This is a genomic window from Adlercreutzia murintestinalis (genome assembly GCF_943192905.1).
Taxonomy (GTDB): domain Bacteria; phylum Actinomycetota; class Coriobacteriia; order Coriobacteriales; family Eggerthellaceae; genus Adlercreutzia_A; species Adlercreutzia_A murintestinalis.
Genome location: NZ_CALPCC010000003.1, coordinates 14,942 through 37,394 on the forward strand (window position 1 = coordinate 14,942; position 22,453 = coordinate 37,394).

At 59.8% G+C, this 22,453-nt stretch carries 22 protein-coding genes and 4 tRNA genes; 18 read left to right on the forward strand and 8 right to left on the reverse strand.

What is annotated here, in order from left to right; genetic code table 11:
* The 4 genes from NFR19_RS08900 to NFR19_RS01185 form a co-directional block, all read right to left on the reverse strand.
* On the reverse strand, nt 1–132 hold the full coding sequence (locus NFR19_RS08900; protein ID WP_285813420.1) for a hypothetical protein: 132 nt from the start codon (nt 130–132) through the stop codon (nt 1–3).
* Nucleotides 129–1,208: a VanZ family protein gene (locus NFR19_RS01175; protein WP_251211949.1), complete on the reverse strand. Its 1,080-nt coding sequence runs from the start codon at nt 1,206–1,208 to the stop codon at nt 129–131. The genes NFR19_RS08900 and NFR19_RS01175 overlap by 4 nt, the downstream gene beginning before the upstream one ends.
* A 27-nt stretch (nt 1,209–1,235) precedes the next feature.
* Complete coding sequence (locus tag NFR19_RS08955) at nt 1,236–1,823, reverse strand: flavodoxin family protein (protein WP_432762711.1); 588 nt, start codon at nt 1,821–1,823, stop codon at nt 1,236–1,238.
* Between the two features lie 212 nt (nt 1,824–2,035).
* Nucleotides 2,036–2,938, reverse strand: a complete 903-nt coding sequence (locus NFR19_RS01185) for a LysR family transcriptional regulator (protein WP_251211951.1) — start codon at nt 2,936–2,938, stop codon at nt 2,036–2,038.
* Nucleotides 2,939–3,190: 252 nt separating this feature from the next.
* Here NFR19_RS01185 and NFR19_RS01190 point away from each other — a divergent pair, with 252 nt between their 5' ends.
* From NFR19_RS01190 to NFR19_RS01230, 9 genes are all read left to right on the forward strand, one after another.
* Nucleotides 3,191–3,460 (forward strand): flavodoxin, encoded by a 270-nt coding sequence (locus NFR19_RS01190; protein WP_251211952.1) that lies wholly within the window; start codon nt 3,191–3,193, stop codon nt 3,458–3,460.
* 162 nt (nt 3,461–3,622) lie between these two features.
* Nucleotides 3,623–3,696 (forward strand) — tRNA-Gly (locus NFR19_RS01195).
* A gap of 153 nt (nt 3,697–3,849) precedes the next feature.
* Nucleotides 3,850–4,680 carry a hydroxyethylthiazole kinase gene (gene thiM / locus NFR19_RS01200; RefSeq protein WP_251211953.1) on the forward strand — a complete coding sequence of 277 codons (831 nt, stop codon included), beginning with the start codon at nt 3,850–3,852 and terminating at the stop codon, nt 4,678–4,680.
* 1 nt (nt 4,681) lies between these two features.
* Nucleotides 4,682–4,993 carry a thiamine-binding protein gene (locus NFR19_RS01205; protein ID WP_251211954.1) on the forward strand — a complete coding sequence of 104 codons (312 nt, stop codon included), beginning with the start codon at nt 4,682–4,684 and terminating at the stop codon, nt 4,991–4,993.
* Entirely contained in the window at nt 4,986–5,675 is a 690-nt protein-coding gene (locus tag NFR19_RS01210; RefSeq protein WP_251211955.1) for a thiamine phosphate synthase, read from the forward strand. The genes NFR19_RS01205 and NFR19_RS01210 overlap by 8 nt, the downstream gene beginning before the upstream one ends.
* Nucleotides 5,676–5,686: 11 nt before the next feature.
* A complete protein-coding gene (locus NFR19_RS01215; RefSeq protein WP_251211956.1) occupies nt 5,687–6,358 on the forward strand; it encodes a response regulator transcription factor in 672 nt (223 codons plus the stop codon).
* Nucleotides 6,355–7,272 (forward strand): sensor histidine kinase, encoded by a 918-nt coding sequence (locus tag NFR19_RS01220; protein ID WP_251211957.1) that lies wholly within the window; start codon nt 6,355–6,357, stop codon nt 7,270–7,272. The genes NFR19_RS01215 and NFR19_RS01220 overlap by 4 nt, the downstream gene beginning before the upstream one ends.
* A 61-nt stretch (nt 7,273–7,333) precedes the next feature.
* Nucleotides 7,334–8,014 carry an ABC transporter ATP-binding protein gene (locus NFR19_RS01225; RefSeq protein WP_251211958.1) on the forward strand — a complete coding sequence of 227 codons (681 nt, stop codon included), beginning with the start codon at nt 7,334–7,336 and terminating at the stop codon, nt 8,012–8,014.
* 5 nt (nt 8,015–8,019) lie between these two features.
* Entirely contained in the window at nt 8,020–9,528 is a 1,509-nt protein-coding gene (locus NFR19_RS01230; protein ID WP_251211959.1) for an ABC transporter permease, read from the forward strand.
* An 11-nt stretch (nt 9,529–9,539) separates the two neighbouring features.
* Here NFR19_RS01230 and rarD read toward each other — a convergent pair whose 3' ends face one another.
* Nucleotides 9,540–10,490 carry an EamA family transporter RarD gene (rarD, locus tag NFR19_RS01235; RefSeq protein WP_251211960.1) on the reverse strand — a complete coding sequence of 317 codons (951 nt, stop codon included), beginning with the start codon at nt 10,488–10,490 and terminating at the stop codon, nt 9,540–9,542.
* Nucleotides 10,491–10,719: 229 nt separating this feature from the next.
* Here rarD and argS point away from each other — a divergent pair, with 229 nt between their 5' ends.
* Nucleotides 10,720–12,447, forward strand: a complete 1,728-nt coding sequence (argS, locus tag NFR19_RS01240) for an arginine--tRNA ligase (protein WP_251211961.1) — start codon at nt 10,720–10,722, stop codon at nt 12,445–12,447.
* Between the two features lie 5 nt (nt 12,448–12,452).
* Here the strand turns inward: argS and NFR19_RS01245 are convergent.
* From NFR19_RS01245 to NFR19_RS01255, 3 genes are all read right to left on the reverse strand, one after another.
* A tRNA-Ile gene (locus tag NFR19_RS01245) sits at nt 12,453–12,527 on the reverse strand.
* A 199-nt stretch (nt 12,528–12,726) separates the two neighbouring features.
* A tRNA-His gene (locus NFR19_RS01250) sits at nt 12,727–12,803 on the reverse strand.
* Nucleotides 12,804–12,816: 13 nt separating this feature from the next.
* Nucleotides 12,817–12,892, reverse strand: a tRNA-Lys gene (locus NFR19_RS01255).
* 318 nt (nt 12,893–13,210) lie between these two features.
* Between NFR19_RS01255 and rpsA the strand changes: the two genes are divergently transcribed.
* From rpsA to NFR19_RS01295, 8 genes are all read left to right on the forward strand, one after another.
* Nucleotides 13,211–14,527, forward strand: coding sequence for a 30S ribosomal protein S1 (gene rpsA, locus NFR19_RS01260; RefSeq protein WP_251211962.1), 1,317 nt, complete (start codon nt 13,211–13,213; stop codon nt 14,525–14,527).
* 26 nt (nt 14,528–14,553) lie between these two features.
* The gene (coaE, locus tag NFR19_RS01265) at nt 14,554–15,147 is read left to right on the forward strand and encodes a dephospho-CoA kinase (protein WP_251211963.1); all 594 of its coding nucleotides are present in this window, start codon (nt 14,554–14,556) and stop codon (nt 15,145–15,147) included.
* Nucleotides 15,148–15,219: 72 nt separating this feature from the next.
* The gene (gene uvrB / locus NFR19_RS01270; RefSeq protein ID WP_285813421.1) at nt 15,220–17,373 is read left to right on the forward strand and encodes an excinuclease ABC subunit UvrB; all 2,154 of its coding nucleotides are present in this window, start codon (nt 15,220–15,222) and stop codon (nt 17,371–17,373) included.
* Between the two features lie 39 nt (nt 17,374–17,412).
* Complete coding sequence (gene recN, locus NFR19_RS01275; protein ID WP_251211964.1) at nt 17,413–19,029, forward strand: DNA repair protein RecN; 1,617 nt, start codon at nt 17,413–17,415, stop codon at nt 19,027–19,029.
* Nucleotides 19,030–19,287: 258 nt separating this feature from the next.
* The gene (locus NFR19_RS01280; RefSeq protein ID WP_251211965.1) at nt 19,288–19,902 is read left to right on the forward strand and encodes a hypothetical protein; all 615 of its coding nucleotides are present in this window, start codon (nt 19,288–19,290) and stop codon (nt 19,900–19,902) included.
* 34 nt (nt 19,903–19,936) lie between these two features.
* Nucleotides 19,937–20,776, forward strand: a complete 840-nt coding sequence (locus NFR19_RS01285) for an energy-coupling factor ABC transporter ATP-binding protein (protein WP_251211966.1) — start codon at nt 19,937–19,939, stop codon at nt 20,774–20,776.
* Nucleotides 20,773–21,621 (forward strand): energy-coupling factor ABC transporter ATP-binding protein, encoded by an 849-nt coding sequence (locus NFR19_RS01290; RefSeq protein WP_251211967.1) that lies wholly within the window; start codon nt 20,773–20,775, stop codon nt 21,619–21,621. Before NFR19_RS01285 ends, NFR19_RS01290 begins: the two co-directional genes overlap by 4 nt.
* Nucleotides 21,605–22,384 (forward strand): energy-coupling factor transporter transmembrane component T family protein, encoded by a 780-nt coding sequence (locus NFR19_RS01295; RefSeq protein WP_251211968.1) that lies wholly within the window; start codon nt 21,605–21,607, stop codon nt 22,382–22,384. Before NFR19_RS01290 ends, NFR19_RS01295 begins: the two co-directional genes overlap by 17 nt.
* The last annotated feature ends 69 nt before the right edge of the window (nt 22,385–22,453 follow it).

Here is a 22,453-nt window from a genome sequence, read left to right on the forward strand (position 1 = left end):
TCATTGTAGCGTAGCTGCTCGTTTGTAGCGCACGCCGAGCCGTATCACGCCTGCGCTGCGCCCGGCGTGGGCCTCTCGGTGATGAAGCCCTATGCAGGTGGCCGTTTGCTGCTGGTTGCTGATCTCGATCATGCGGTCACTTCTTGGTCGCCGATCGATTCTATGGTGCTTATTGGTCTGTGCGCGCTCGAAGGAATGAAGTCATAAGGCATCTTGCGCGTAACCAGATAGAAAAGGGCAAGCGGCACTACGCTGTAGCGCAGAAATACCAGCAGGAGGAAGAGCACGAGCGCACGCAGGGCATAGAAGGCAACGCGCATTGCGCCTGTACGCTGTTGCGTTTCGCACGACATACGATAGAACATGCCAGCTGGGGTGCTTCCGTGGTGCTTCCACGGAATGATGATCTCGACGAGCGCAAAGGCGATGATGAAGCAGGCGGCGAACACGATTGCGTTCACATGCTCAAGAAGTGCGCTATCGACAGTATCGCCGAGCACCAACGTGAGACCGATCATGATGACGAGGCGGGGAATCACCGTGCAGATATCTATGATCGCCGCATCGGTCCACAGCGCCACTGCCCTCCGCGCGAATCCCGGCTCATGGGTGATCGGCGGCATCTGCGTTGATCCTTGCAGGATAAGCTTTGTCGCAAGTTGTCCGAGCGCCCAGCCGCCGAGGCCGCCAAGGGTGTTGCAGATGATGTCGTCAACGTCAAAGGTTCTAAACGCATAGGGATACATTCCGAATAGCCCTGTGAGCTGTGCGGTTTCGATGGTGCACGTGACGACAAGGGAGAGCGCCAAGGCCGATGGCAGTTTCAGCTTGAGAAGCGTCTTCGCAATGAATCCGAGCGGCACGAAGAGCACGATGTTGAGAAGAAGCTGAAGGGTTGCACGGAGACCGCCTTGTGCAATATCGGAGATGAAGTTCAACGGGTTGAGGACGGGAGGGATGCCATAGGTGATGCCTGGCCCAGAATCGCCTGAGGGTAGAGGATATAAGGTGAAGCAGACGAGACCTGCGGCGTACAGGATGCTCATATAGACAGCAAGTGTTGCGGTGAGCGGCAGCCAACCATCGCGGCGGTACAAATACAGCAGGATCGGAAGGCTGAGCAGCAACGAGAGCAGCGGCCATACCAACACAGCTATGCTAAAACTTCCGCTAAACGTTGAGATATATCCGTCGATCACCGCGCCCATGACGCACAGGGTATCACAAGAAGCTGCTCACGCTCCCATATGATGGTCGCACGCCCGGAGAAGGTGCTGCATGTTCTCAGCGAGCTTCCGTGCCGTTGTGAGCCCTTCTTCGTCGTGCGCCACATCGCCGGGCATCTGCCCGTATGCGATCGGCCAATAGGAAGAACCGACGACGTACATATCTTGAAGCAGAAAGAAATTGGCGAGCGTATCGAACGTGTTGAGAGCACCGCCTCTTCGCGCAACCGCAAGGCATGCTCCGATCTTTCTGCTCAGAAGCGCCGCTTCTCTATTCATGTCGCACACAACAGCCGCGCGTTCGAGAACGGCTTGCAGCGCTGTGGAGATATTGCCTGTATACACAGGCGATGCCAAGAGGATCCCGTCGGCAGCCTTCATCTTCTCGAACACCTCGCAGAACGCATCGTCGTGATGGATGCAATTCCTCGTGCCGTCGCAGCCCCAACAAGCACGGCATCCGTGAATGTCAGCTCTGGCAAGCTGTACGAGCTCGCATTCGATATCGGCATCCTTCAATGCATCGAAAACGGTATTGATGAGGGTTTCGGTATTACCGCCTATTCGGGCGCTTCCGTTTATCGCAATGACGTTCATCTGGTCTCCTGTTCTCAGCGTGGTCTGCGGGATTTTTGCTCGAAGGTGAGCAGGCAACTGCGCGGTGCGTTCTTGTTCGGACAGTAGGCTATCGTTTGCTGTGCTAGAAGTGAAGCACCTATGCGATATGCCGACCCATGCTCATGCGGTATGAGAGGAACAGTGGAAAGGGGACCAGGGCTGCCCTTCTTGTCTGGTGCTTTCCGAAAAGCCTAGAGAGCGCTCGGCGATGAGTTTTCGATGAGCGCTCTCATCTTCTCTAAGAAAGCGTTTGCAGCACGCGATGGGCGCTGCTCGCGCTTCCATACCAAAAACAAGGAAGCGTTGAGACGGGGGGCAAGGGGGCGAAATGTCAGGCCGCTTCCCGCGGTGGCATCAACGATGCCATCGAGCACAACGGCGTAACCGAGGCCCTCCCGCGCGAAACGAGAGACGTTGTAGGCGAGGTCATACGTTGCAACAACATCGAGTTCGGCCTTTTCCGGACCGAACCACGACATGAGATCGCTGCTCATGGCAGCCCGGTACGGAAGGAGCAAGGGTTTATCGACGATATCGGCGCGCTCGATGCGATTCCTGCGGGCCAAGTCGTCATCTTCTTTCATGAGGATGCCCCAGGTATCTTGAACAGGAAGCCTCAAAAAATCGAATTGAGCGCTGTTGACGCTTGATACGACGAGAAGCCCCAGGTCAACGGCGCCATATTCTAGCTTTTCCAAAACGAAATCGCCGTCTCCGCTGAGCAGACGATACGTGATGTGGGGGTGTTCGCTTTGAAGCCGCTTAGCGGCGCGCGCAAGCAGCGCAACGGCATCGGTCTCGCCGCACGCGATACGTATCTCGCCTGCGATGGCCTTGGTATCGGTGGTGATGTCGCACCGCAGTGACTCCGCGAGGTCTACGATCTCCTGAGCCCGCTCGCGGAATACGCGTCCGTCTTCGGTAAGGGTAACGCGCTTGCCACTGCGATCGAGCAGAGCGACGCCTAGCTCCGCTTCGAGCTCGATCATCTGACGCGAGAGCGGGGGCTGCGTCATGTGGAGCGCTTCGGCCGCTTTCGTGATGCTCCCTTCGCGGGCGATGGCTAAGAAGTATTGCATCGATCGTATATCCATCAGGTGTTCCCTTCGTCTCGGGTTACCGCTGCATTATATATATCAACTTTAAATATGAATATGTACAAAATGCAACCTTGATATATGAAGGTGATGCGTGTAGGCTCTGATACAAAAGCGATCGCGAAAAGGAGGCACCCGTGAAAACGATCACGCGACGGGTTTTCGTGGGCGCGACAGGTGCTTATGCCATGCTGGCGCTTGCGGGCTGTAGCGCTTCTTCGCCACATGAAGACGATACGATCGGTCTCGATGGGGATCTCGCAAATTCCGGACGCACTAAGAGTCATCAGCACCTTCCTTGAGGGCTTCGATCTTTTCGGCAAGACGATCCTGCCGTTTTGCACCTCGCACTCAAGCAGCATGGGATCGAGTGCGGAGAGCTTGCACAGCCTTTGCCATGGTGCAACATGGCTTCTCGGAAAGAGATTCGCTGCCGATTCCTCCGCAGACGAAGTCGCCGATTGGCTTTCTTCATCCGGCATTGCGCTGGATTACTCGAACATGGCATCTGCTGAGTGACAGGATGAAGGTCGGTGCACGCGGGCGTCGTCGGGCGGCGGTGGCTGCTGGTGCCGTGGTTACGAAAGACGTGGCGCCGCGCGCTGCTCTGTGCTCCAGCGATCGACGACGGGCTCATTGCTGGTATGCCACGGGGGAGTACGTGCTATAATCGCATGCGCTGCGGGTGTAGTTCAATGGTAGAACCGGAGCCTTCCAAGCTCCTGACGCGGGTTCGATTCCCGTCACCCGCTCCATTTCCCCTCATCCACCACACCTTTGCACCGGAACATCTCTGCTTCGGGTCGATCCCCGCTGCGCGCTCGTTTTTCGCGTCAGACACCATGTCAGCCAGGTAGAATCTCTTCTCAGAATAGGAAACGCAAGGAAGCGTACGGGAAAGGTTCGCCATGGATATCGATGTTCTCCGATCCACCCTTGGATGCGCAGCCGAGCGAGTGCGGGCGGAAAAGCCGCTCGCTGGTTCGGTCACCAACGGCGTCACGATGGACTTCGTTGCAAACTCCCAGCTTGCGGCCGGGGGTTCAGCGGCCATGGTGTATCTGCCCGATGAGGCGGAACGCCTCGTCAACGTCGGTGGGGCGCTCTATCTGAACATGGGAACGCTGCTCCCGGTCTACGAGCAGACCATCCCCACGGCAGCTGCGGCGGCGCGACGCGCGGGCAAGCCGTGGGTGGTTGACCCGGTGGGCATCGGGATCGGCGCGTTGCGCGCGCGCTTGCTGGCCGACTTGAAAGACGACAAGCCCACCATCATCCGCGGCAATGCGTCAGAGATCATCGCGCTTGCCACTCTGTGGGGGCTTGGGGGCGATGCGGGCACGGGCCCGCTTGGTGTGGATTCGGTCGATGAGGTGGAAGCGGCCCGTGCGGCAGCCGTGGCGCTCGCGCGGTGGACCGGGGGAGCGGTGGCTGTGTCGGGTGTCTGCGACCTTGTGACCAACGGGCAGGTGGTCGCGCGCTGTCAGGGTGGTTCGGCTCTCATGGAGAAGGTCACCGGCTTCGGGTGCTCGCTCGGCGGAGTGACGGCGGTGTATGCTGCCTGTGCCGACCCCTTTGCTGCGGCAACGGCGGCGGTCGTGCTCTATAACATTGCGGGTGCGCGCGCAGCGACCCGTACCACGCTTCCTGCTAGCTTCAAGGTGGCGTTCATCGACGAGCTGGCGGCTGCCATCCCGGCGGATATCGCTGAAGGCCCGCTGACATTGGAAGAGGTGTGAGATGAATGTGCTGGTTGCGGTGGCTATAGCGCCTTTCGGAGTGGGTGATGAACTGGCCGACGAGGTGTCCCAGGCGGTGCGTGTCATCCGCGAGAGCGGGTTGTCGTACAAGGTGGGCTCCATGTTCACCGAGATAGAGGGCGAGTGGGATGCGGTGATGGCGGTGGTGAAGGAGGCCACGTTCGCGCTCGCTGAGAAGGGCATTCGCACGGAGGTCGTCTTGAAGGCGGATCTGCGCCCTGGTTTCACCGATACGATGCACAGCAAAGTGGCGAAGGTGCGAGGCATCTTAGGAGATGATCTGCATGCGTGAGAAGATCGACGTATCCGCGTATCTGGTGATCGGGCCGGAGAACACCTGCGGGCGCCCGATAGGTGACGTGGTCGCGAAGGCGCTTGCTGCTGGTTTCACGTGCGTGCAGGTGCGCTCGAAGGAATGCAGCGCTCGGGAGCTCATGGCGTGCATGGCAGTGGCAGCGCAGGCCATCGCCGATGCTGGGCGCACGGGCACGGTGGCGCTGCTCGTGGATGATCGGTTGGACGTGGTGTTGGCAGCGCGCCATGCGGGCATTGCGGTCGATGGGGTGCACGTGGGCCAGTCTGATATTCCACCAGAGGCGTGCCGGGCGCTGCTCGGTCCCGATGGTGTCGTCGGACTTTCGGCGCGCACCGATGAAATGCTCGAATATGTGCGCACCATGCCGACAGGGCTCGTAGACTACCTGGGCGTGGGCCCGCTGCATGAGACGCAGACCAAGCGCGACTGCGGGCTTGATAGCGCAGGCAACATCATCACCAAGAGCTTTGAGGACATTGCGGAATTGGCTCGGGTGAGCCCGGTGCCATTCGTGGTGGGCGGCGGTGTGAAGCTGGCCGATATCGCACCTCTCAAAGCTGCTGGTGCCGATGGATTCTTCGTGGTATCCGCGGTGTGTGCGGCTGCGGACCCGTATGCGGCAGCAAAGGAACTGACGGATGCTTGGAGTCGTGCCTGAGCGGATGGGTCATGAGCGCGATCGTATGGTATATCGAAGATGATGCTGACGTCGCTGAGCAGGTGAGCGAAGGTCTGCGCAGCGCAGGTTTTCAGGTGCGCGTGTTCTCTCAGGGGCTCGATGCGCGTTCGGCTCTTGCTACGATGACGCCCGATGTTTTGCTCATCGACTGGAATCTCCCCGATGATGCGGGGCCGTCCCTGTGCGCGTGGCAGCGTCGGCGCGATGCGCAGCTGCCCATCATGATGCTCACTGTACGCGATGATCCCGAAGAGGTGGTGGAGGGGCTGCGCAGCGGTGCGGACGACTACGTTACCAAGCCCTTCGCGATGAACGTGCTAGTGGCCCGCATCGAAACGCTTCTGAGACGAGCGCCTGCGCAGACGTCGTTGTTCACGTGCGGCGAAATCGCGCTCGATACCGGGGCGCATATGGTGTCGGTTGGATGCGAATCGGTGGCGCTCACGCCTCTCGAATACGAACTGCTAGCGCTCTTCATGCGGAACAAGGGCCGCATCGTCTCGCGCGATGTCATGCACGCCACTATCTGGGAGGCGCGGGGTGACTACGTGAGCGATAATGCGCTGACCGTTGCTATCAAGCGGCTGCGCGCCAAACTAGGGACGGCGTGTCATCTGAGAACCGTTCGCAGCTTCGGCTACCGATTGGAAGAGCCTCTATGACGATAGCGGTGGTGGGTGCTGCTTGTTTCGGCGTTGCGCTCGGCATCGTCTGTGTCGGTTTGGTTGCCTTGCACCGGCGGCATGCGATGCGCCGACGCATCGACGAACTGACGCGGTACTTGGAGCAGGCAGCTCTCGGCACAGCGCCAGCCCTTTTGCCGACCGGCGAAGATGACCTGTCGCGCTTGCAAGACGAACTGGGCAAGACCGTGATGGCGCTCCAGCGCACTCGGACCGACGCGGTGCAGGTTAAAGACGGCTTCGCGCGCAATCTCGCCTACATCGCGCATCAAACCAAGACCCCCCTTGCGGCGCTCTCGCTTGCTGCCGATCGTCTTGATCCGCACGATCCGATTGCACTCGCAGATGCCGCGCGCACCATTCGCGAGCAAGCCGATCGTTTGAAGGTGCTCTACGACGATCTGCTCGTTATGGCGCGTCTTGATGCGGGTGCATTGAACTTGGTGCGCACGCCTCAGGATGTGTTCACGCTCGTGAGCATCGCAGTAGATACCGTGGAGGAGCTGGCAGACGCGGCATGCGTGTCGTTCGAGATCGTCGAGAGCGGTCCGTGCGAGGTTCTTGCCGACGCGCATTGGACATGCGAGGCGCTTGCGAACATCTTGAAGAACTGCATCGAGCATGCTCCCGCGGGCTCTGCCGTGCGCGTCGAATATACGTCAGGCCCGCTTTTCGTCGAAATACGCATTATCGATGAAGGGCCCGGGTTCGGGATGCATGAAACCGAGCGGGTATTCGATCGCTTCTACACTGGTGCGCGCGCAACGGCGAGCGCAACCGGGTTAGGATTGGCTTTCGCGCGTGAGATCGTGGAGTTGCAGCAGGGTAGCGTGCGGGCTTCATCTTGTTCTGGCGGGGGTGCGTGTTTCGATATTCGGCTCTATCGTCACTGAGATGTCACTTGGGCTAGGTACAGTAGGGCTGTGATGCGATCCGCTCGAAAGGAGACAGCCCATGCCCCTCGCAGAATGCATTGGCGTAGAGAAAACGTACGGTTCCGGTGCGGCGGCGGTTCATGCCTTGCGAGGCGTCGACCTGTCCATTGAGGCTGGTGAATACGTTGCTATCATGGGGGCGTCCGGGTCGGGCAAGTCAACGCTTCTGCATATCATGGGTGGCATTGATGTTCCCACAGCCGGCCAAGCGTTGGTGGATGGCCAAGATGTGTCGACGCTGGATGCGACGCAAGCAGCGCTCTTTCGTCGGCGCAAGGTGGGCATCGTCTATCAGTTCTTCAATCTCGTTCCAACGACGACGGTCAAGCGGAACATCCTCATGCCACTGCTGCTCGATAGGCGGGAGGTCGATCCCCGCTTCTTCACAGAGATCGTAGAGGCGCTTGGCCTCGCGTCGCGCTTGGACGCCATGCCCTCCGAACTTTCTGGCGGGCAACAGCAGCGGGTGGCCATCGCGCGGGCGCTGATCTATCGGCCGATGCTGCTGTTGGCTGACGAGCCAACGGGCAATTTGGATCAGCGTACCTCACGCGAAATCATCGACCTGCTGAAACTGGCGCATCGGTCGTTCCATCAGACCACGGTCATCGTCACGCACGACGAGGCCGTGGCGCTCAAAGCCGATCGCGTCATAGTCATGGAGGACGGCCGCCTTATCTCCGATGAATCGAGGCGGTGAGCACGGTGGGACGATATCTGATGCTTGACATGGTGCGCGGCAATCGCGCATCGAGCGCCACCATAGCCGTCACGGTGGGCGTCAGTTCGCTTCTCTTGGCAATGCTCACCTGCGTGCTCTATAACTTCTTAGCCGATTCTGCGGCGCAGGCTCAGGCGGAAGGGGTTAACTGGATCGCTCAGTTGGGCGATGAGCTTTTGGTGAGCGCTGCGCTGTATAGCGTGGTGCTGTTGCTCGCCTGCGTTGCGCTGGTGCTCATCATCCGCAATGCCTTCGCCGCATCCATGCAAGCACGACTGCACCAGCTCGGGCTCTTGGTCACAGCTGGTGCCACACCGCACCAGGTGCGCTCGATGTTGGTATGCGAAGCGCTGCTCTTGAGCCTTGTGCCCGCTGCGCTCGGCATTGGTCTTGGAACACTGGCAGCGCGTATGTTTGTTGCCGCAGCGAGCGACCTTGCACGTCAGATTGGCGTTGCAGAGAACGTGCCGCTCACGTTCCAGTATCATCCGCTGCTGTTGGCAGCTACCGTTGTGCTCGTGCTCATCACGGTGCTCGTATCGGCGGGGTTGCCAGCGCGCAAACTGTCCCACATCGGGCCGCTTGCCGCCATCGCAGGTGGTCTGGAAGCACCGCAGCAGCCCACGCGCCGTCGTTGGTCTTTGGCATGCGCGTTTGGGATCGAAGGCGAGTTGGCCGCAGACTCCATGCGCCAGCGGCGGGGTGCTCTGCGTTCGGCGTCCCTTGCGCTTGGGCTAGCGTTTCTCGTGCTCGGTCTGTTTCTCTCGTTCATGACGGTATCGCATCTGAGCGTCCAGCAGACCTACTACGAGCGCTATGGAATTGCGTGGGATGCCGTGGTGGATGTACCCGATGCTTCGGCAGCCGATCTGGATGCTCTTGCGCATCGGATCGACGAGCTTGCCGCTTCAACCATGGTCGAGCCATCTGATAAGGGCATGCGTCTGTACCTGCAAGCGCGCGATGGTGCAACGGATTCGCTGTATGAAGCGGTGGTGGGAGCGCTGCGCAGGGCAGGATACGCCGATTTCACGTTCGTGGATATGGCAGCTGACGAGCAGCGCTCGCAAGCGATCTGGGATGGCTATACGATGGTAGCCGGTGGATTTTGTGCCATATTGGCACTGATCGGCATCGCGGGCATCTTCGCGCAGGCGCTCGGCTTTCTGTATCAGCGCCGCCGCGAGTTCGCGCGTCTGCGCTCTCTTGGCATGACCCCTTCAGGCATCTTCAAGATGCTCATGGTCGAAGGTCTTTGCACGATCGTAAGGCCGGTCGTGATGGCTCTGCCGTTTTTGGTGGGTGCTGCTGTTCTGCTTGCATATCTTGCACGTCAGAGTCCCCAGGCGGTTCTTGCTGCGTTCCCTTATGGGATCTTGTTGGGCTATCTCGTGGTTGTCGGGGCGCTTGTGAGCGGCGCATATGCGCTCGGCGCGTTCCGGTTGGTTCGCAGCGACCTCTCTCAGATGCTCAGAGATGATACCTTGATGTGAGGACGCCTTTTCTATCGGTTATGCTGGTGTTCCGCTTTCGTATGGCGGGCCGCCAGCACGTTCGTGCGCACCGCATCGATGCCGACGAGCGCCAAGCCCGCCCAGATGCATCCGAAGCACACCGCGTGTGCCACCGTGAAGGGCTCGCCGTTCACGAGCACGCCGATGATGAGGGCGATGGTGGGGCTGACGTACTGAATGAACCCGAGCAGAACGAGCGGTATCGAGTTCGCTGCCGTTGCGAACAGGATCAACGGCACGGCCGTGATCGCGCCGCCTCCGATGAGCAGGGCCGTTGTCGTCCATCCTGCGGCGTCCCCGGTATCTCCGAGAAAGGCGCAACCGCCGGTCGTGGCAGCAAGAACAACGGCGAAGATCACCGCGAAGGGCATCATGACCGCGCTCTCGACCGCGATCGCCTCAACCGGAGGGTAGCCGCCCTTCTTCTTGACGGCACCGTACAATCCGAAGCTGATCGCCAAGATGATCGAGATCCACGGTATCTCACCGTATCCTGCGATGAAGAGCGAAAGGCCGCCGATGCAGAGCGCCACCGCTATCCATTGCAGCGGCGTCATGCGCTCCTTGAAGATGATGAGGCCGAGCACGATGGATACGAGGGGATTGAGGTAGTAGCCGATAGACGTCTCGACGATGCGGTCCATATCCACGGCGAAGATATACGTACTCCAATTCACCGTGATGAGCATAGCGGCGGGAATGAGGTAGCGCAGTGCGCGCCGGTCCTTCAAAAGCCCGATGAAATCCCATCGTCCGATGAAGCAGATGAGGGCGGTGAAGACGAAGCACCAGATCATGCGCTGCGCGATGATCTCAAACGAGTTGACGTGGTCCAGCAGCTTCCAATACAGGGGGAACAGGCCCCACATGATATAGCAGCAGAATGCCGCGGCGATGCCTCGTCGGGTTCGCGTTCGCAGTGTTTCGGCGTTTACCTCCATGAGGCGATTATCTCATATATGCTTGATGCGGCTCGGTTTTATGGCACCGCCGCACACCATGTGCCGCGCGTGCGGCCCGCCTGTTACGTGCGCTTCGCAGCGACGTTGGGATGTGCGTGCGCTGCGCAGGTATGGAGACGCATGCCGATGGTGGGAAGATGCCGCGGCCGCTGGTATAATGCCGCACTATCGAGTAGATACGTCTTCAATGTGAATCGGAGTATGGCGAATGGATATCCGCGAACAGCTTGAAAAGATATTTAGGGCCGCTATCGATGCGGCTTTGGCCGATGGCTCGCTGGCGCTGGAGGGCGCAGCCCCCGAGCCTTCCCTTGAACGTCCGCGCGATGAAGCGAACGGCGACTGGGCATCCACGGTGGCTATGCGCACGGCGAAGCTGGCGCACACCAGCCCGCGCGAAGTGGCGCAGGCCATCGTCGATCATCTGCCGGACAACGACATGATCCAAGCCGTTGAGATAGCGGGTCCGGGCTTCATCAACATCCGCCTCGCCGATGCGGTGCTGCAAGGCGTGGTGCGCGCCGTGCGCACGGAAGGCGAGAACTATGGGCATGGCACTATCCCTGAGGGTCAGCGCAAGGTCAACCTGGAATACGTTTCCGCCAACCCCACCGGCCCGCTTCATGTGGGGCATGGCCGCTGGGGAGCGCTCGGCGATGCTATGGCGCGCGTGATGCGTCATGCGGGCTACGATGTGTACGAAGAGTTCTACGTGAACGACCACGGCACGCAGATGGATGTGTTCGGCAACTCCGTGGGCGTGCGCTACATGCAGCTGCTCGGCCACGACGTAGAGATGCCCGAGCAGTGTTACGGCGGCAGTTACGTGTCCGATATCGCACAGGGCATCATCGATCGCGAGGGCAACAAGTACGAGAGCCTGACCGATCAGGAGCGCATGGAGGCGTTTCGCGAGATCGCCTATCAGGAGATGCTCGACCTCCAGCATGAGGTGCTCGGGCGCTTGGGCACGACGTTCGATCGCTGGTTTTCCGAGCGGAGCCTGTACGTGGAAGACGAGACAGGCGAGAGTCCGGTCAGCCGCAGCCTGAAGGCCATGGAGGACAAGGGCTACGTCAAGGAAGAGGATGGCGCCATCTGGTTCCGCTCATCGGCGCTCGGCGACGAGAAGGACCGCGTCATGATCAAGGCCAACGGCGAGATGACCTACTTCATGAGCGATGTGGCCTATCACTACGACAAGAAGATGCGCGGATTCGACCACCTGATCAACATTTGGGGCGCCGATCACCATGGGTACGTGAAGCGCTGCGAATGCATGCTGGAGGCCTGGGGATGGCCGGGCGATCTGGAGATCGTGCTCGGGCAGCTGGTGAACCTGTTCCGCGATGGGGAAGCGGTGCGCATGAGCAAGCGCACCGGCGAGATGGTCACGCTCGAAGAGCTGATCGACGAGGTGGGCGTGGACGCTACGCGGTATCTGATGTTGTCGCGCTCGTCCGATCAGCCTATCGACTTCGATATCGAGCAAGCCAAGAAGAAGGACTCATCGAATCCGGTCTATTACGTGCAGTACGCGCACGCCCGCATCTGCTCCATCATCCGCCGGGCCTACGATGCCGCCAACGGTGAGGGGGCCGCAGAAGGGAAGAGCATCGCCGAGTTGGCTTGCGCGGTAGCGCCCGAAGGATGCGATCTGTCTGCGCTCACGAATCCCACCGAGTTGGCGCTCATGCGCAAGATGGCCGATTTCGGCAACTTGATCGCGCTTGCCGCACGAGATCGCGAGCCGTTCCGCCTGACGCATTACGCGCAGGATCTCGCAGCGCTCTTCCACGGGTTCTACACCGAGTGCAAGGTGCTCACCGATGATGCGGCTCTGAGCACGGCGCGCGTGGCGCTCTGCGATGCTACGCGCATCATGCTGGCGCTGACGCTGGGGCTGCTCGGCGTTTCTGCTCCTGAGAAGATGTAGGGAAGTGGTGGGCCCTGCAGGATTCGAACCTGCAACCAAAGGATTATGAGTCCTCTGCTCCACCATTGAGCTAAGGGCCCGAGTGGAAAGTGGAACGCTCCGTGCGAAGCGGAGCGTTTTGCTATTGTAGGGGATGGTGCCATAAGCTGCAAGCGTGTGGCGGGTATGCGCATGCCGAGAAAAGCGGCAGGGCGTCAGGTCCAGGCGACGTGCTGAGCGAAATGAACGGAAGCGCCAGAGCGCACAGAACGCTGACGAGATATCTGAACGTGGAGAAAATGGGGTGGCTGACCGGACTTGAACCGGCGACCTCCAGAGCCACAATCTGGCATTCTAGCCAACTGAACTACAGCCACCATACCAAGTGAGTGGTGCGCCATGAAGGACTCGAACCTTCGACCTTGGGATTAAGAGTCCCCTGCTCTACCAACTAAGCTAATGGCGCACATCAAGAACCAGCGCTTAAAAAGCGCTTTGCTATTGTAGGCGAACACCTCACCCCGCGCAAGGGGTCATTCTCTATCTTTTCTCGACCGCTGTTTTTCGACGTTTCTCGCGCGTGCTCCCGGATCGCCCTGCAGGTAATCGGTGAACGGCGCAAATGTTACTCGAACGAGCCGGGATTATGCAGCAAGGCGTGCTATACTCGGAAGGCTTGTAAAAATGCAAGCGAAATATTGTATCGGCCCCGAGTAATGTAAGTTTCTGTCCAAGACGACTGCTTATTGAAAACGGGGTCCCTCATTTCCGAAAGGGGTCCGTTTTGACCGAGATCAAGAACACGTCAGTCATCCAGTTCGACGACGTATCCGACGACCAGCTCAATGCCATGATCGATGGCACGCTGACCGACTTCGACGAGGGCGACCTGGTTGAGGGCACGGTAGTGAAGCTGGAGCACGATGAGGTGCTCGTGGACATCGGCTTCAAGAGCGAAGGCGTCATTCCGTCGCGCGAACTGTCCATTCGCAAAGATATCGATCCGTCCGAGGTCGTGGGTCTGGGCGATCACATTGAGGCGCTGGTTCTCCAGAAGGAGGACAAGGACGGCCGCCTGATCCTGTCCAAGAAGCGCGCCGAGTACGAGCGCGCATGGAACCGCGTCGAAGAGAAGTTCAAGGCTGGCGAAGTGGTCACCGGCGAGGTCATCGAGGTCGTCAAGGGTGGCCTGATCCTCGATATCGGCCTGCGTGGCTTCCTGCCGGCGTCGCTGGTCGATCTGCGTCGCGTGAAGGATCTCGACATGTACCTCAACACCGAGATCGAAGCGCGCGTCATCGAGATGGACCGCAACCGCAACAACGTGGTGCTCTCCCGCCGTGTGCTGCTCGAAGAGGGCCGCAAGGCCGAGCGCACTGAGATCCTCTCCAAGCTCTCCAAGGGCATGCGCCTCAAGGGCACCGTTTCCAGTATCGTGGACTTCGGTGCATTCGTCGATCTGGGCGGCATCGATGGTTTGGTGCACATCTCCGAGCTGTCCTGGAACCACGTGAACCACCCCAGCGAGGTCGTGAAGGTGGGCGACGAGGTAGAGGTCGAGGTGCTCGACGTCGATCTGCAGCGTGAGCGCATCAGCTTGGGCCTCAAGCAGACCACCGACGATCCGTGGGTGGAGTTGGTCGATAACTATCCGATGGGCACCATCGTCGATGGCACCGTCACCAAGATCGTGCCGTTCGGCGCATTCGTTGAACTGGGCAATTCCATCGAGGGCCTGGTGCATATCTCCGAGATGGCCGCCAAGCACATCGATTCGCCTGCTCAGGTGGTCAAGCAAGGCCAAGATGTGAAGGTGAAGGTCATGGAGATCAACCCCGACCGCCGTCGCATCAGCCTGTCCATGAAGGCTGCCGCCGAAGAGCTTGGCTACGACATCGAGATCGACGAGAGCGTTGTCGTGGAAGATCCTAAGCCGCGCAAGAAAGATGACGAGGCTGAGCAGACCGAGGAAGTCGTGACCGACGCTATCGAAGCAGCTGACCCCGCCGCTGAGGTGACCGAGGTTGATGTGGTGGATACTCCCGAGGCGGAGGCTGTTGTGGTGACCGAAGAGGCGGCTGAGGAGCCTGCTGCTGAATAGCGCGCACGCGCGAGCAAGGAGATGCGGTGAAGAAGATCTTTATCATAGGCGGTATGGGAGCGGGCAAGTCAACAGCGCGCAAGGCGCTGACCGATCAGGGTCTGGCCTATATCGACCTTGATAAGGTGGGACACGACATCCTGAAATGGGAGATCGTCAAAGAAGAACTGGTAGAGGCTTTCGGTGACGATATCCTTGACGAGGATGGTGAAGTGGTCAGGCAGCGTCTGGCCGCCAAGGCCTTTGTCAGTCCGGCGGAGACGCGCAAGCTCAACCGCATCACGATGCCGCGCATCGAAGAGGCATACACCGATATGGTCGACGAGCTGGAAGCGCAAGGGGTAGAGGCGGTCGCCGTGGAGTACTCGGTGTTCAAGAACCGCTCAACATCGCTTGCTTGGTCTGCCGATGCGGTGATCGCGGTGCTCGCGCCCATGGACCTTCGTATTCAGCGCGCGGTGGCTTCCGGTTTTGACGAGGATGACGTGCGTCGACGCATCGCTCAGCAGATCACCGATGCCGATCGCATCGAGGCAGCTGATGTGGTGTTCAACAACGATTCCACAAAAGACGAGTTGTACAACGAGGTCACTACGTGGTGGAAGAACTGTCAGCAGTAAACGTGTTCTCACGCTAAGATGAGACCCGGCGTGCCGCAAGGTGGCGCCGGGTCTTTTGGATTCAGGAGGCACATGTCAACACATCTGCGCAATATCGAGGGCATGGAGATGCCGGGGAAGCTCTCTGTGGACGCAGCCTCAAGCGCCGCGCTTGAGGTGGTCTCTCCCTATGAGCCCTCGGGCGATCAGCCGCAAGCGGTGGCGAAGCTCGCTGACGGGGTTCGGGCTGACCTTCGCTATCAAACGCTTTTGGGCGTGACGGGTTCTGGCAAGACGTTCACGATGGCGAAGGTGATCGAGGAAGTGCAAAAGCCCACTTTGATCATGGCGCCCAATAAGACGCTCGCAGCGCAGTTAGCCGCTGAGCTCAAGGAGTTCTTCCCGAATAACGCCGTGGTGTACTTCGTGAGCTACTACGATTACTACCAACCCGAGGCGTATGTGCCAGCATCGGATACGTTCATCGAGAAGGACGCTTCCATCAACGAGGAGGTGGAGAAGCTGCGCCATGCGGCTACCAGCGCACTGCTGTCGCGGCGCGATGTGATCGTGGTGGCTTCGGTGAGCTGCATCTACGGTATCGGCAGTCCGCAGGACTATGCGGGCATGGCGGTCTTTCTTGATAAAGAGGTGCCCGCCGATCGCGATGAGGTGATCTACGGACTGATCGACATTCAATACGACCGTAACGATTACGAGCTGAAGCGCGGCACCTTCCGCGTGCGCGGAGATGCGCTCGATATCTTTCCGCCCTATGCGGACAATCCCATTCGCGTGGAGTTTTGGGGTGACGAGATCGAGACGATCGAAGAGGTCGACAACGTGACCGGTGAGGTAGTGGCCTCCTACCATGCGGTGCCCATTTGGCCAGCTTCGCATTACGTGACGGCGCGGCCTAAGATGGAGCACGCGCTTGGCACCATTCGCGACGAGCTGCGCGAGCGCTTGGAGCAATTCAACGCTGAGGGCAAGCTGCTCGAGGCGCAGCGGCTCGAAATGCGCACGAATTACGATCTTGAGATGCTGGAAACGATGGGGTTTTGCTCGGGTATCGAAAACTACTCGCGGCATCTGGATGGTCGAGCGCCGGGTGAGCCGCCCTATACGCTGATCGATTACTTCCCTGACGACTTCCTCTGCATCATCGACGAGAGCCACGTGACAGTGCCGCAGATTCGCGGCATGCATGAAGGCGACCGCTCGCGCAAGGTGACCTTGGCCGAGCACGGGTTCCGCCTGCCCTCAGCGCTTGACAATCGCCCGCTGCGCTTCGATGAGTTCGAAGACCGGGTTCCGCAGTTCATCTACGTGAGCGCCACGCCGGGCGATTATGAAGAGAAGGTCAGCCAAGCAACGGTAGAGCAGATCATCCGTCCGACGGGCCTGCTCGACCCCGAGGTGATCTTGCGGCCCATCAAAAGCCAGATCGACGACATCATCGACGAGGCGCGTGAGCGCTCGGCGCGCGATGAGCGCGTGCTCGTGACGACGCTGACGAAGAAGATGGCCGAAGACCTGACGGATCACCTGCTCGATCAGGGCATTCGCGCGCGGTACATGCATTCAGACATCGGCACGTTAGAGCGCGTGGAGATCCTCCGTGAACTGAGGCAAGGCAAGTTCGATGTGCTGGTGGGTATCAATTTGCTGCGCGAGGGGCTCGACCTGCCCGAGGTCAGTCTCGTGGCCATTCTCGATGCCGACAAAGAGGGCTTCCTGCGCAACCATCGCAGCCTCGTGCAGACCATCGGTCGTGCTGCGCGCAACGTGTCGGGTCAGGTCATCATGTATGCCGACAAGGTGACCGATTCCATGAAGCGCGCTATCGACGAGACGCGCCGTCGCCGCGATATCCAGATGGCCTACAACGCCGAACATGGCATCGAGCCGACGACCATTCGCAAGAAGATCAATGACATCATGGATTCTATCGTCGATGAATCGGAGGGGCTCTCCGCTGAGGATATCAATCGTGAGATGGCAGAGCTTTCGCGCGAAGAGGTCATGCGCATGATCATGTCGATGGAAGAGGAGATGCAAGCCGCCTCTGCTGGTATGGATTTTGAAGAGGCTGCTCGCTTGCGCGATCAGGTGGTGCAGCTGCGCACGGCGGTCGAGGATGTCTCAGAGAAGGATGTCCTCGCCGATCTAAAGAAGAGCGCGCGCAAAGGCAGTGCATACGGCAATCGCAAGAATGCCGCTTATGGAAGCAGTCGGCGCAGCTAGGCGGCGCTGGGACGGCGCTCGGCCGTGGGAGGAATGCAGATGATCGACGAGATACACGTTCGCAACCTTGCTCTGATCGATGAGGCGACCATCGTGCCCGCCGAGGGTCTGACGGTGCTGACCGGAGAGACGGGTGCGGGCAAGACAGCGCTGCTGATGGCATGCAAGCTCTTGATGGGGGCGCGCGCGGATCGCACGGCCGTGCGCGAAGGGGAGGCTGAGTCATGCGTGGAAGGGCGGTTCTTCTTCGGCGATGACGAGCATGTCGTCTGCCGCCGAGTGTCCGCCGATGGGCGTTCGCGCGTGCAGCACGATGGGCGCATGGCCAGTGTTGGGGAACTTGCGGAGGTCATCGCTCCCACGATCGATCTATGCAGCCAGCACGACAGCCAAGAGCTCTTGCGGCCCGCGAGTCATCTGCGCATGTTGGATGCATGGGCGCAGACGACCTCTCTTACCCACGCCTACCAGCAGGCCTATGAGCGCGCTCAGGCGGCAGCTGCGCGATTGGATGAGGTGCGCATGGGCGCTCGTGCGAGCGCTGACCAGCTCGATCAGGCATCGTTTATGTTACGCCAGATCGAGGCGGTCTCGCCCGACGTGCAGGAATACGACGAACTGACCGCTGCGCTCAAGAAAGCGGAACATGTTGAGGCGCTCGCGCGCGCAGCGTGCAGCGCCCGCGACGCCGTTTCGGGCGACGGAGGTGCTCTGGACCAGGCAGGGGCGGCCCTTACAGCCCTTGAAGAGGGCGCCCGTGTTGACGAGTCGCTCGACACCATAGCCGATGCCCTTCGCGAGGCGGTCTTTCTGTTGGAGGATGCAGCGCGTGATATCGCGGCGTATGCTGGGGGGATCGAATTCGAGCCTGACGAGCTTGCGCAGATGCAGGAGCGGGTGGCATCTTACCAAGGTCTTTTGCGCGCGTATGGGCCGACGGTGGCAGATGTTCTTGCCAAGGCGGCCGAGGCGCGCGCTCGCATTCAAATGGTAGATGAGAGCGAGCGACTCGAAGCGGAAGCGCAGGCGCAGGTTGAACTGGCTGAAGCTGAATTAGCCGAGTGCGCTCAGGCGTTGAGCGTGGCGCGCGCAGAAGCAGCTTCGGAGTTCGCAGAGAGGATCAGTGCGGTGATGGCGCGCTTGGAGATGGGAAGCGCGGAAGTGTCGTGCACGGTCGAGCCGCAGCCGCGCGCGCAGTGGGGCCCCTCGGGCGGCGATCGGATAGAGCTTGCGTTCCGTCCGGCTCAGAACATGCAGGCGCGGCCGCTTTCGCGCATCGCATCAGGAGGCGAGCTTTCGCGCGTGCTCTTGGCGCTTCATGTGGTGATGGAGGATAAAGACGAGGTGTCCACGCTCGTCTTTGACGAGATAGATGCTGGTGTTGGCGGTGCGACGGCGGTCGCCTTGGCGGAGGTGCTCGCTGAGCTGGCGCAAACCCATCAGGTGCTCGTGGTGACCCATCTTGCTCAGGTCGCCGCCCGTGCGACGAAGCATTATGTGGTGCGGAAGACCGAAAAGCAGGGTGTGGCCCGTACGCAGCTCATCGAGGTGCGCGACCAGGCGCGCGAAGACGAGATCGCTCGCATGCTCTCCGGGGGTGGTACGCAGGCTTCCCTTGCTCATGCGCGCGAGCTTCTCGAGCGCTCAGCGCAGTGATGGGTTGCGTTGATGCGGAAACATGGTATCATCGCTTCCAGCTTGCATATCCGAGAAGGAGATAGCTTGATCAACCTGCATACACATATCCTCGGCGCGGGCGCTGCGGCGTTCGCTGGTGCATGGTGGTGGAACAAGCCCGAATAAGACGGATCATCCAAGCTCTGGCTTTCCTGCATGCAAGCCCTCGGTGATCCGCCGGGGGCTTTTTCATGGGCTTGCACCACGTATGCCAAGATGTGACGGAAAGGAATCATCATGAACGACGAGACGATGCAAGCACAGCCAACCGCCCCGCAAGGCGCTCCGCGCACCAGCGCTCCTGCTGCACCGAAGCGCACCGTGCAGGCGCAGGCAAGCAACGGGCTTTCGGTGCGCGACTTGATTTTGATAGCGGTGCTGCTGGCAGCAGGCGCCGTGTTGAAACTGACCGTGTCCTCATTTCTGAGCTTCGGTGGCATGAAGCCGAACTTCATGATCGCCATGTATTGCCTTGCCATTATCCTGGTGCGTCCCAATGTGGGACAAGCGGCCATTATCGGGTTGCTCACTGGTCTGATCAGCCAGATTCCCATGCTGAACGCAACGCCCTGGGTCAACATCGCATCTGAGACGCTTGGCGCAACGGTGTGCGGGCTCTTGATCCTGATCCCTCTCAAGGTGGGCAAGCTCGATCTGAATCCACTGGTGAGCACCTTCTTGTCCACCCTGGTCTCCGGTTACACCTTCGCTCTTATCGTCGGCCTGATGAATGGTCTGGCCATCGGCGCTATCATGATCACCTACGCCATAATGGTATTCGGCACCGCTTTGGTGAACTGCATCCTGGTGGAGATACTGGCGCTGCCGCTCTCCCGGGTGCTGAAACGCTGATGAGCGTATTGGGACAGACGACAGGAAATCACAGATGCTCTGCCTGAAAGACTTTTCATTCAAATACGCTGAAAGCGATCGGTTCGCCTTGCGCGATATCAATCTGGCAGTGCCGGATGGATGCTTCGTCGGCATCACGGGCGCGGCCGGGTCGGGCAAGTCTACGTTGACGTATGCGATGAACGGCATCATCCCACATTGCTATCCGGGAGATTTCTTCGGAAGCGTCATCGTGGGAAGCCTGGATACCGTTGATGCGAGCCTAACCGATATCTCGCGTCTGGTCGGCAGCGTCTGCCAAGACATCGATTCTCAGATGGTTGCCTCCATCGTGGAAGATGAGGTGCTCTACGGCCTTGAGAACTTCGGTGTGCGCACAGACGAAGTGGAAGTGCGTCTGACCGATGCGCTTGAGGCGATGGGCATTGCCGATCTGCGCACGCGCACCATCGACTCGCTCTCGGGGGGTCAAAAGCAGAAGGTGGCGCTCGCGTCAATTATCGCGTTGCGTCCGAAGGTGCTGCTCTTGGATGAGCCGACCGCTGAACTCGACCCTGCCAGTTCGCTCGCGGTCTTTGAATTGTTACGTGAATACGCTCACCATCATCAGACGACGGTGATCGTGGTGGAGCAGAAGATCGCGCTGCTTGCCGATTTTGCCGACAAGCTGGTCATCGTCGAGAAGGGCCGCATCCGCTTCGATGGCGCGCCCGCAGACGTGCTGGCGCATTCTGAGGAACTGCTCGAGATCGGGGTGAACGTGCCACGGGCGACGAGCTTGGTGAACGGGCTTCGCCAACGCGGGCTCTACCGGGGCAGCGCTGTGCGCGATGTGGATGAGGCCGTGGCGGTATGCGAGGAGGTGCTCGCATGATCGAGTTCAAAGCGGTGAGCGCTAGTTATGACGACGAGATGCCGGTGCTCAAGGACGTCTCCTTCACCATCGACGATGGCGATTTCGTGGCCTTCGTGGGAACGAACGGCGCAGGCAAATCAACCACCATGCGCCTGATGAACGGGTTGTTGAAACCCACGGCAGGCGAGGTGCTGATAGACGGGGTGCCCACCACGCAGCTCAAGACGAGCCAGCTTGCCGCACAGGTGGGATTCCTCTTCCAGAATCCGGATCGACAGATATGCTGCAACACGGTGCGCGATGAGCTGCTGTTCGGCTTTCGGGCGCAAGGGCGCGCTGATGCGCATGCTGAGGCGCGGGTGGATGCAATCATCGAGCAGTTCGGCTTCGATGCGGATGCCGAGCCGTTTCTACTGAACCGAGGAACACGCCAGCTATTGGCCTTGGCTTCCATCATCGTGATGGAGACGCCGTATGTGGTGTTGGACGAACCGACCACTGGTCTTGATTTTCGCGAGTGCGCGAAAGTGATGGACATCATCGCGCAGCTGCATGCGCACGGCACCACGGTGATCATGGTATGCCACGATATGGAAGTGGTTGGCGACTACGCGCAGCGCGTGATCGCCATGACGGCGGGGCGCGTGGTGGCCGATGGACCCACGTTCCAGGTGCTTTGTGATAGGAGCGCGCTTGATGCGACGCACTTGCTCGCACCTCAGATACCTCAAATAAGCATGGCGTTGGTAGAGAACGATCCGGCGCGTGCCGATACGGCGCTCGCGCGTGCGAATACGGTCGATGAGATGCTGGATGCTCTCCAGGCGCAGGAAGGAGCGATGAGCTGTGGCGAAGTTTCTTGAATATGTGCCAGGCGAGAGCTTCCTGCACCGCATGAATCCGGTCGTCAAGGTGCTGTGCGCGCTCTTGATATCCATCTCGTGCTTTTGCACGGGCAATCTGATCTTCCTTGGTGTGGTGCTGGTGATGGATTTTGCGCTGGCGGCCAGTTGCACCATGATGCGCCAAGCAGCAGGATTGGCCAGGGCGATCGCCATCTTCTCCATCCTATTGGCGTTGATCGCGCTTTTGACCACGCCGACCGGCCCGCAGTTGGTGGCGCTGCCGTGGGGCTATCTTGGATGGGGGTCGGTGGTGGCGGCCATCACGGTGGTCGTTCGTTTGGTCGCGTGTGCTATTCCACTGTTCTTGGTGATGTATGTCACGCAGATGAGCGACCTTGCCAATGCCTTCTGCAAGATCGTGCATGTGCCGTACAAATACGCCTTCACGTTCACGAGCGCCGTGCATTTCATCCCGGTGTTCATGAACGATATGTCGGGCATCATGGAAGCGCAGACTGCGCGTGGCGTGGAGTTCGATGGCGGTGCGCTGAAACGGATACGCTTGATGGTTCCCCTCTGCGTGCCGCTGCTCATCAGTAGCGTTCGCAAGACGAATTCGGCGGCCATTGCAGCCGAGGTGCGCGGCTTCAACCTGCGCACCTGCGAGAGCGGCTTCAAGGAATACCCGTTCGCGAGGCTTGATGCGGGAGCGATCGTTGCTTGCGTGGCATTGGTAGCTGCCTCCATCGTGGTGAGCATGCTGGTTCCGCCGCTGTTCTGAACGAAGCGTGAGGCATATCCGGTGTCGATCAAGTTCGCACCCGTACGCTTGTTCCCGTATAATCTCTTC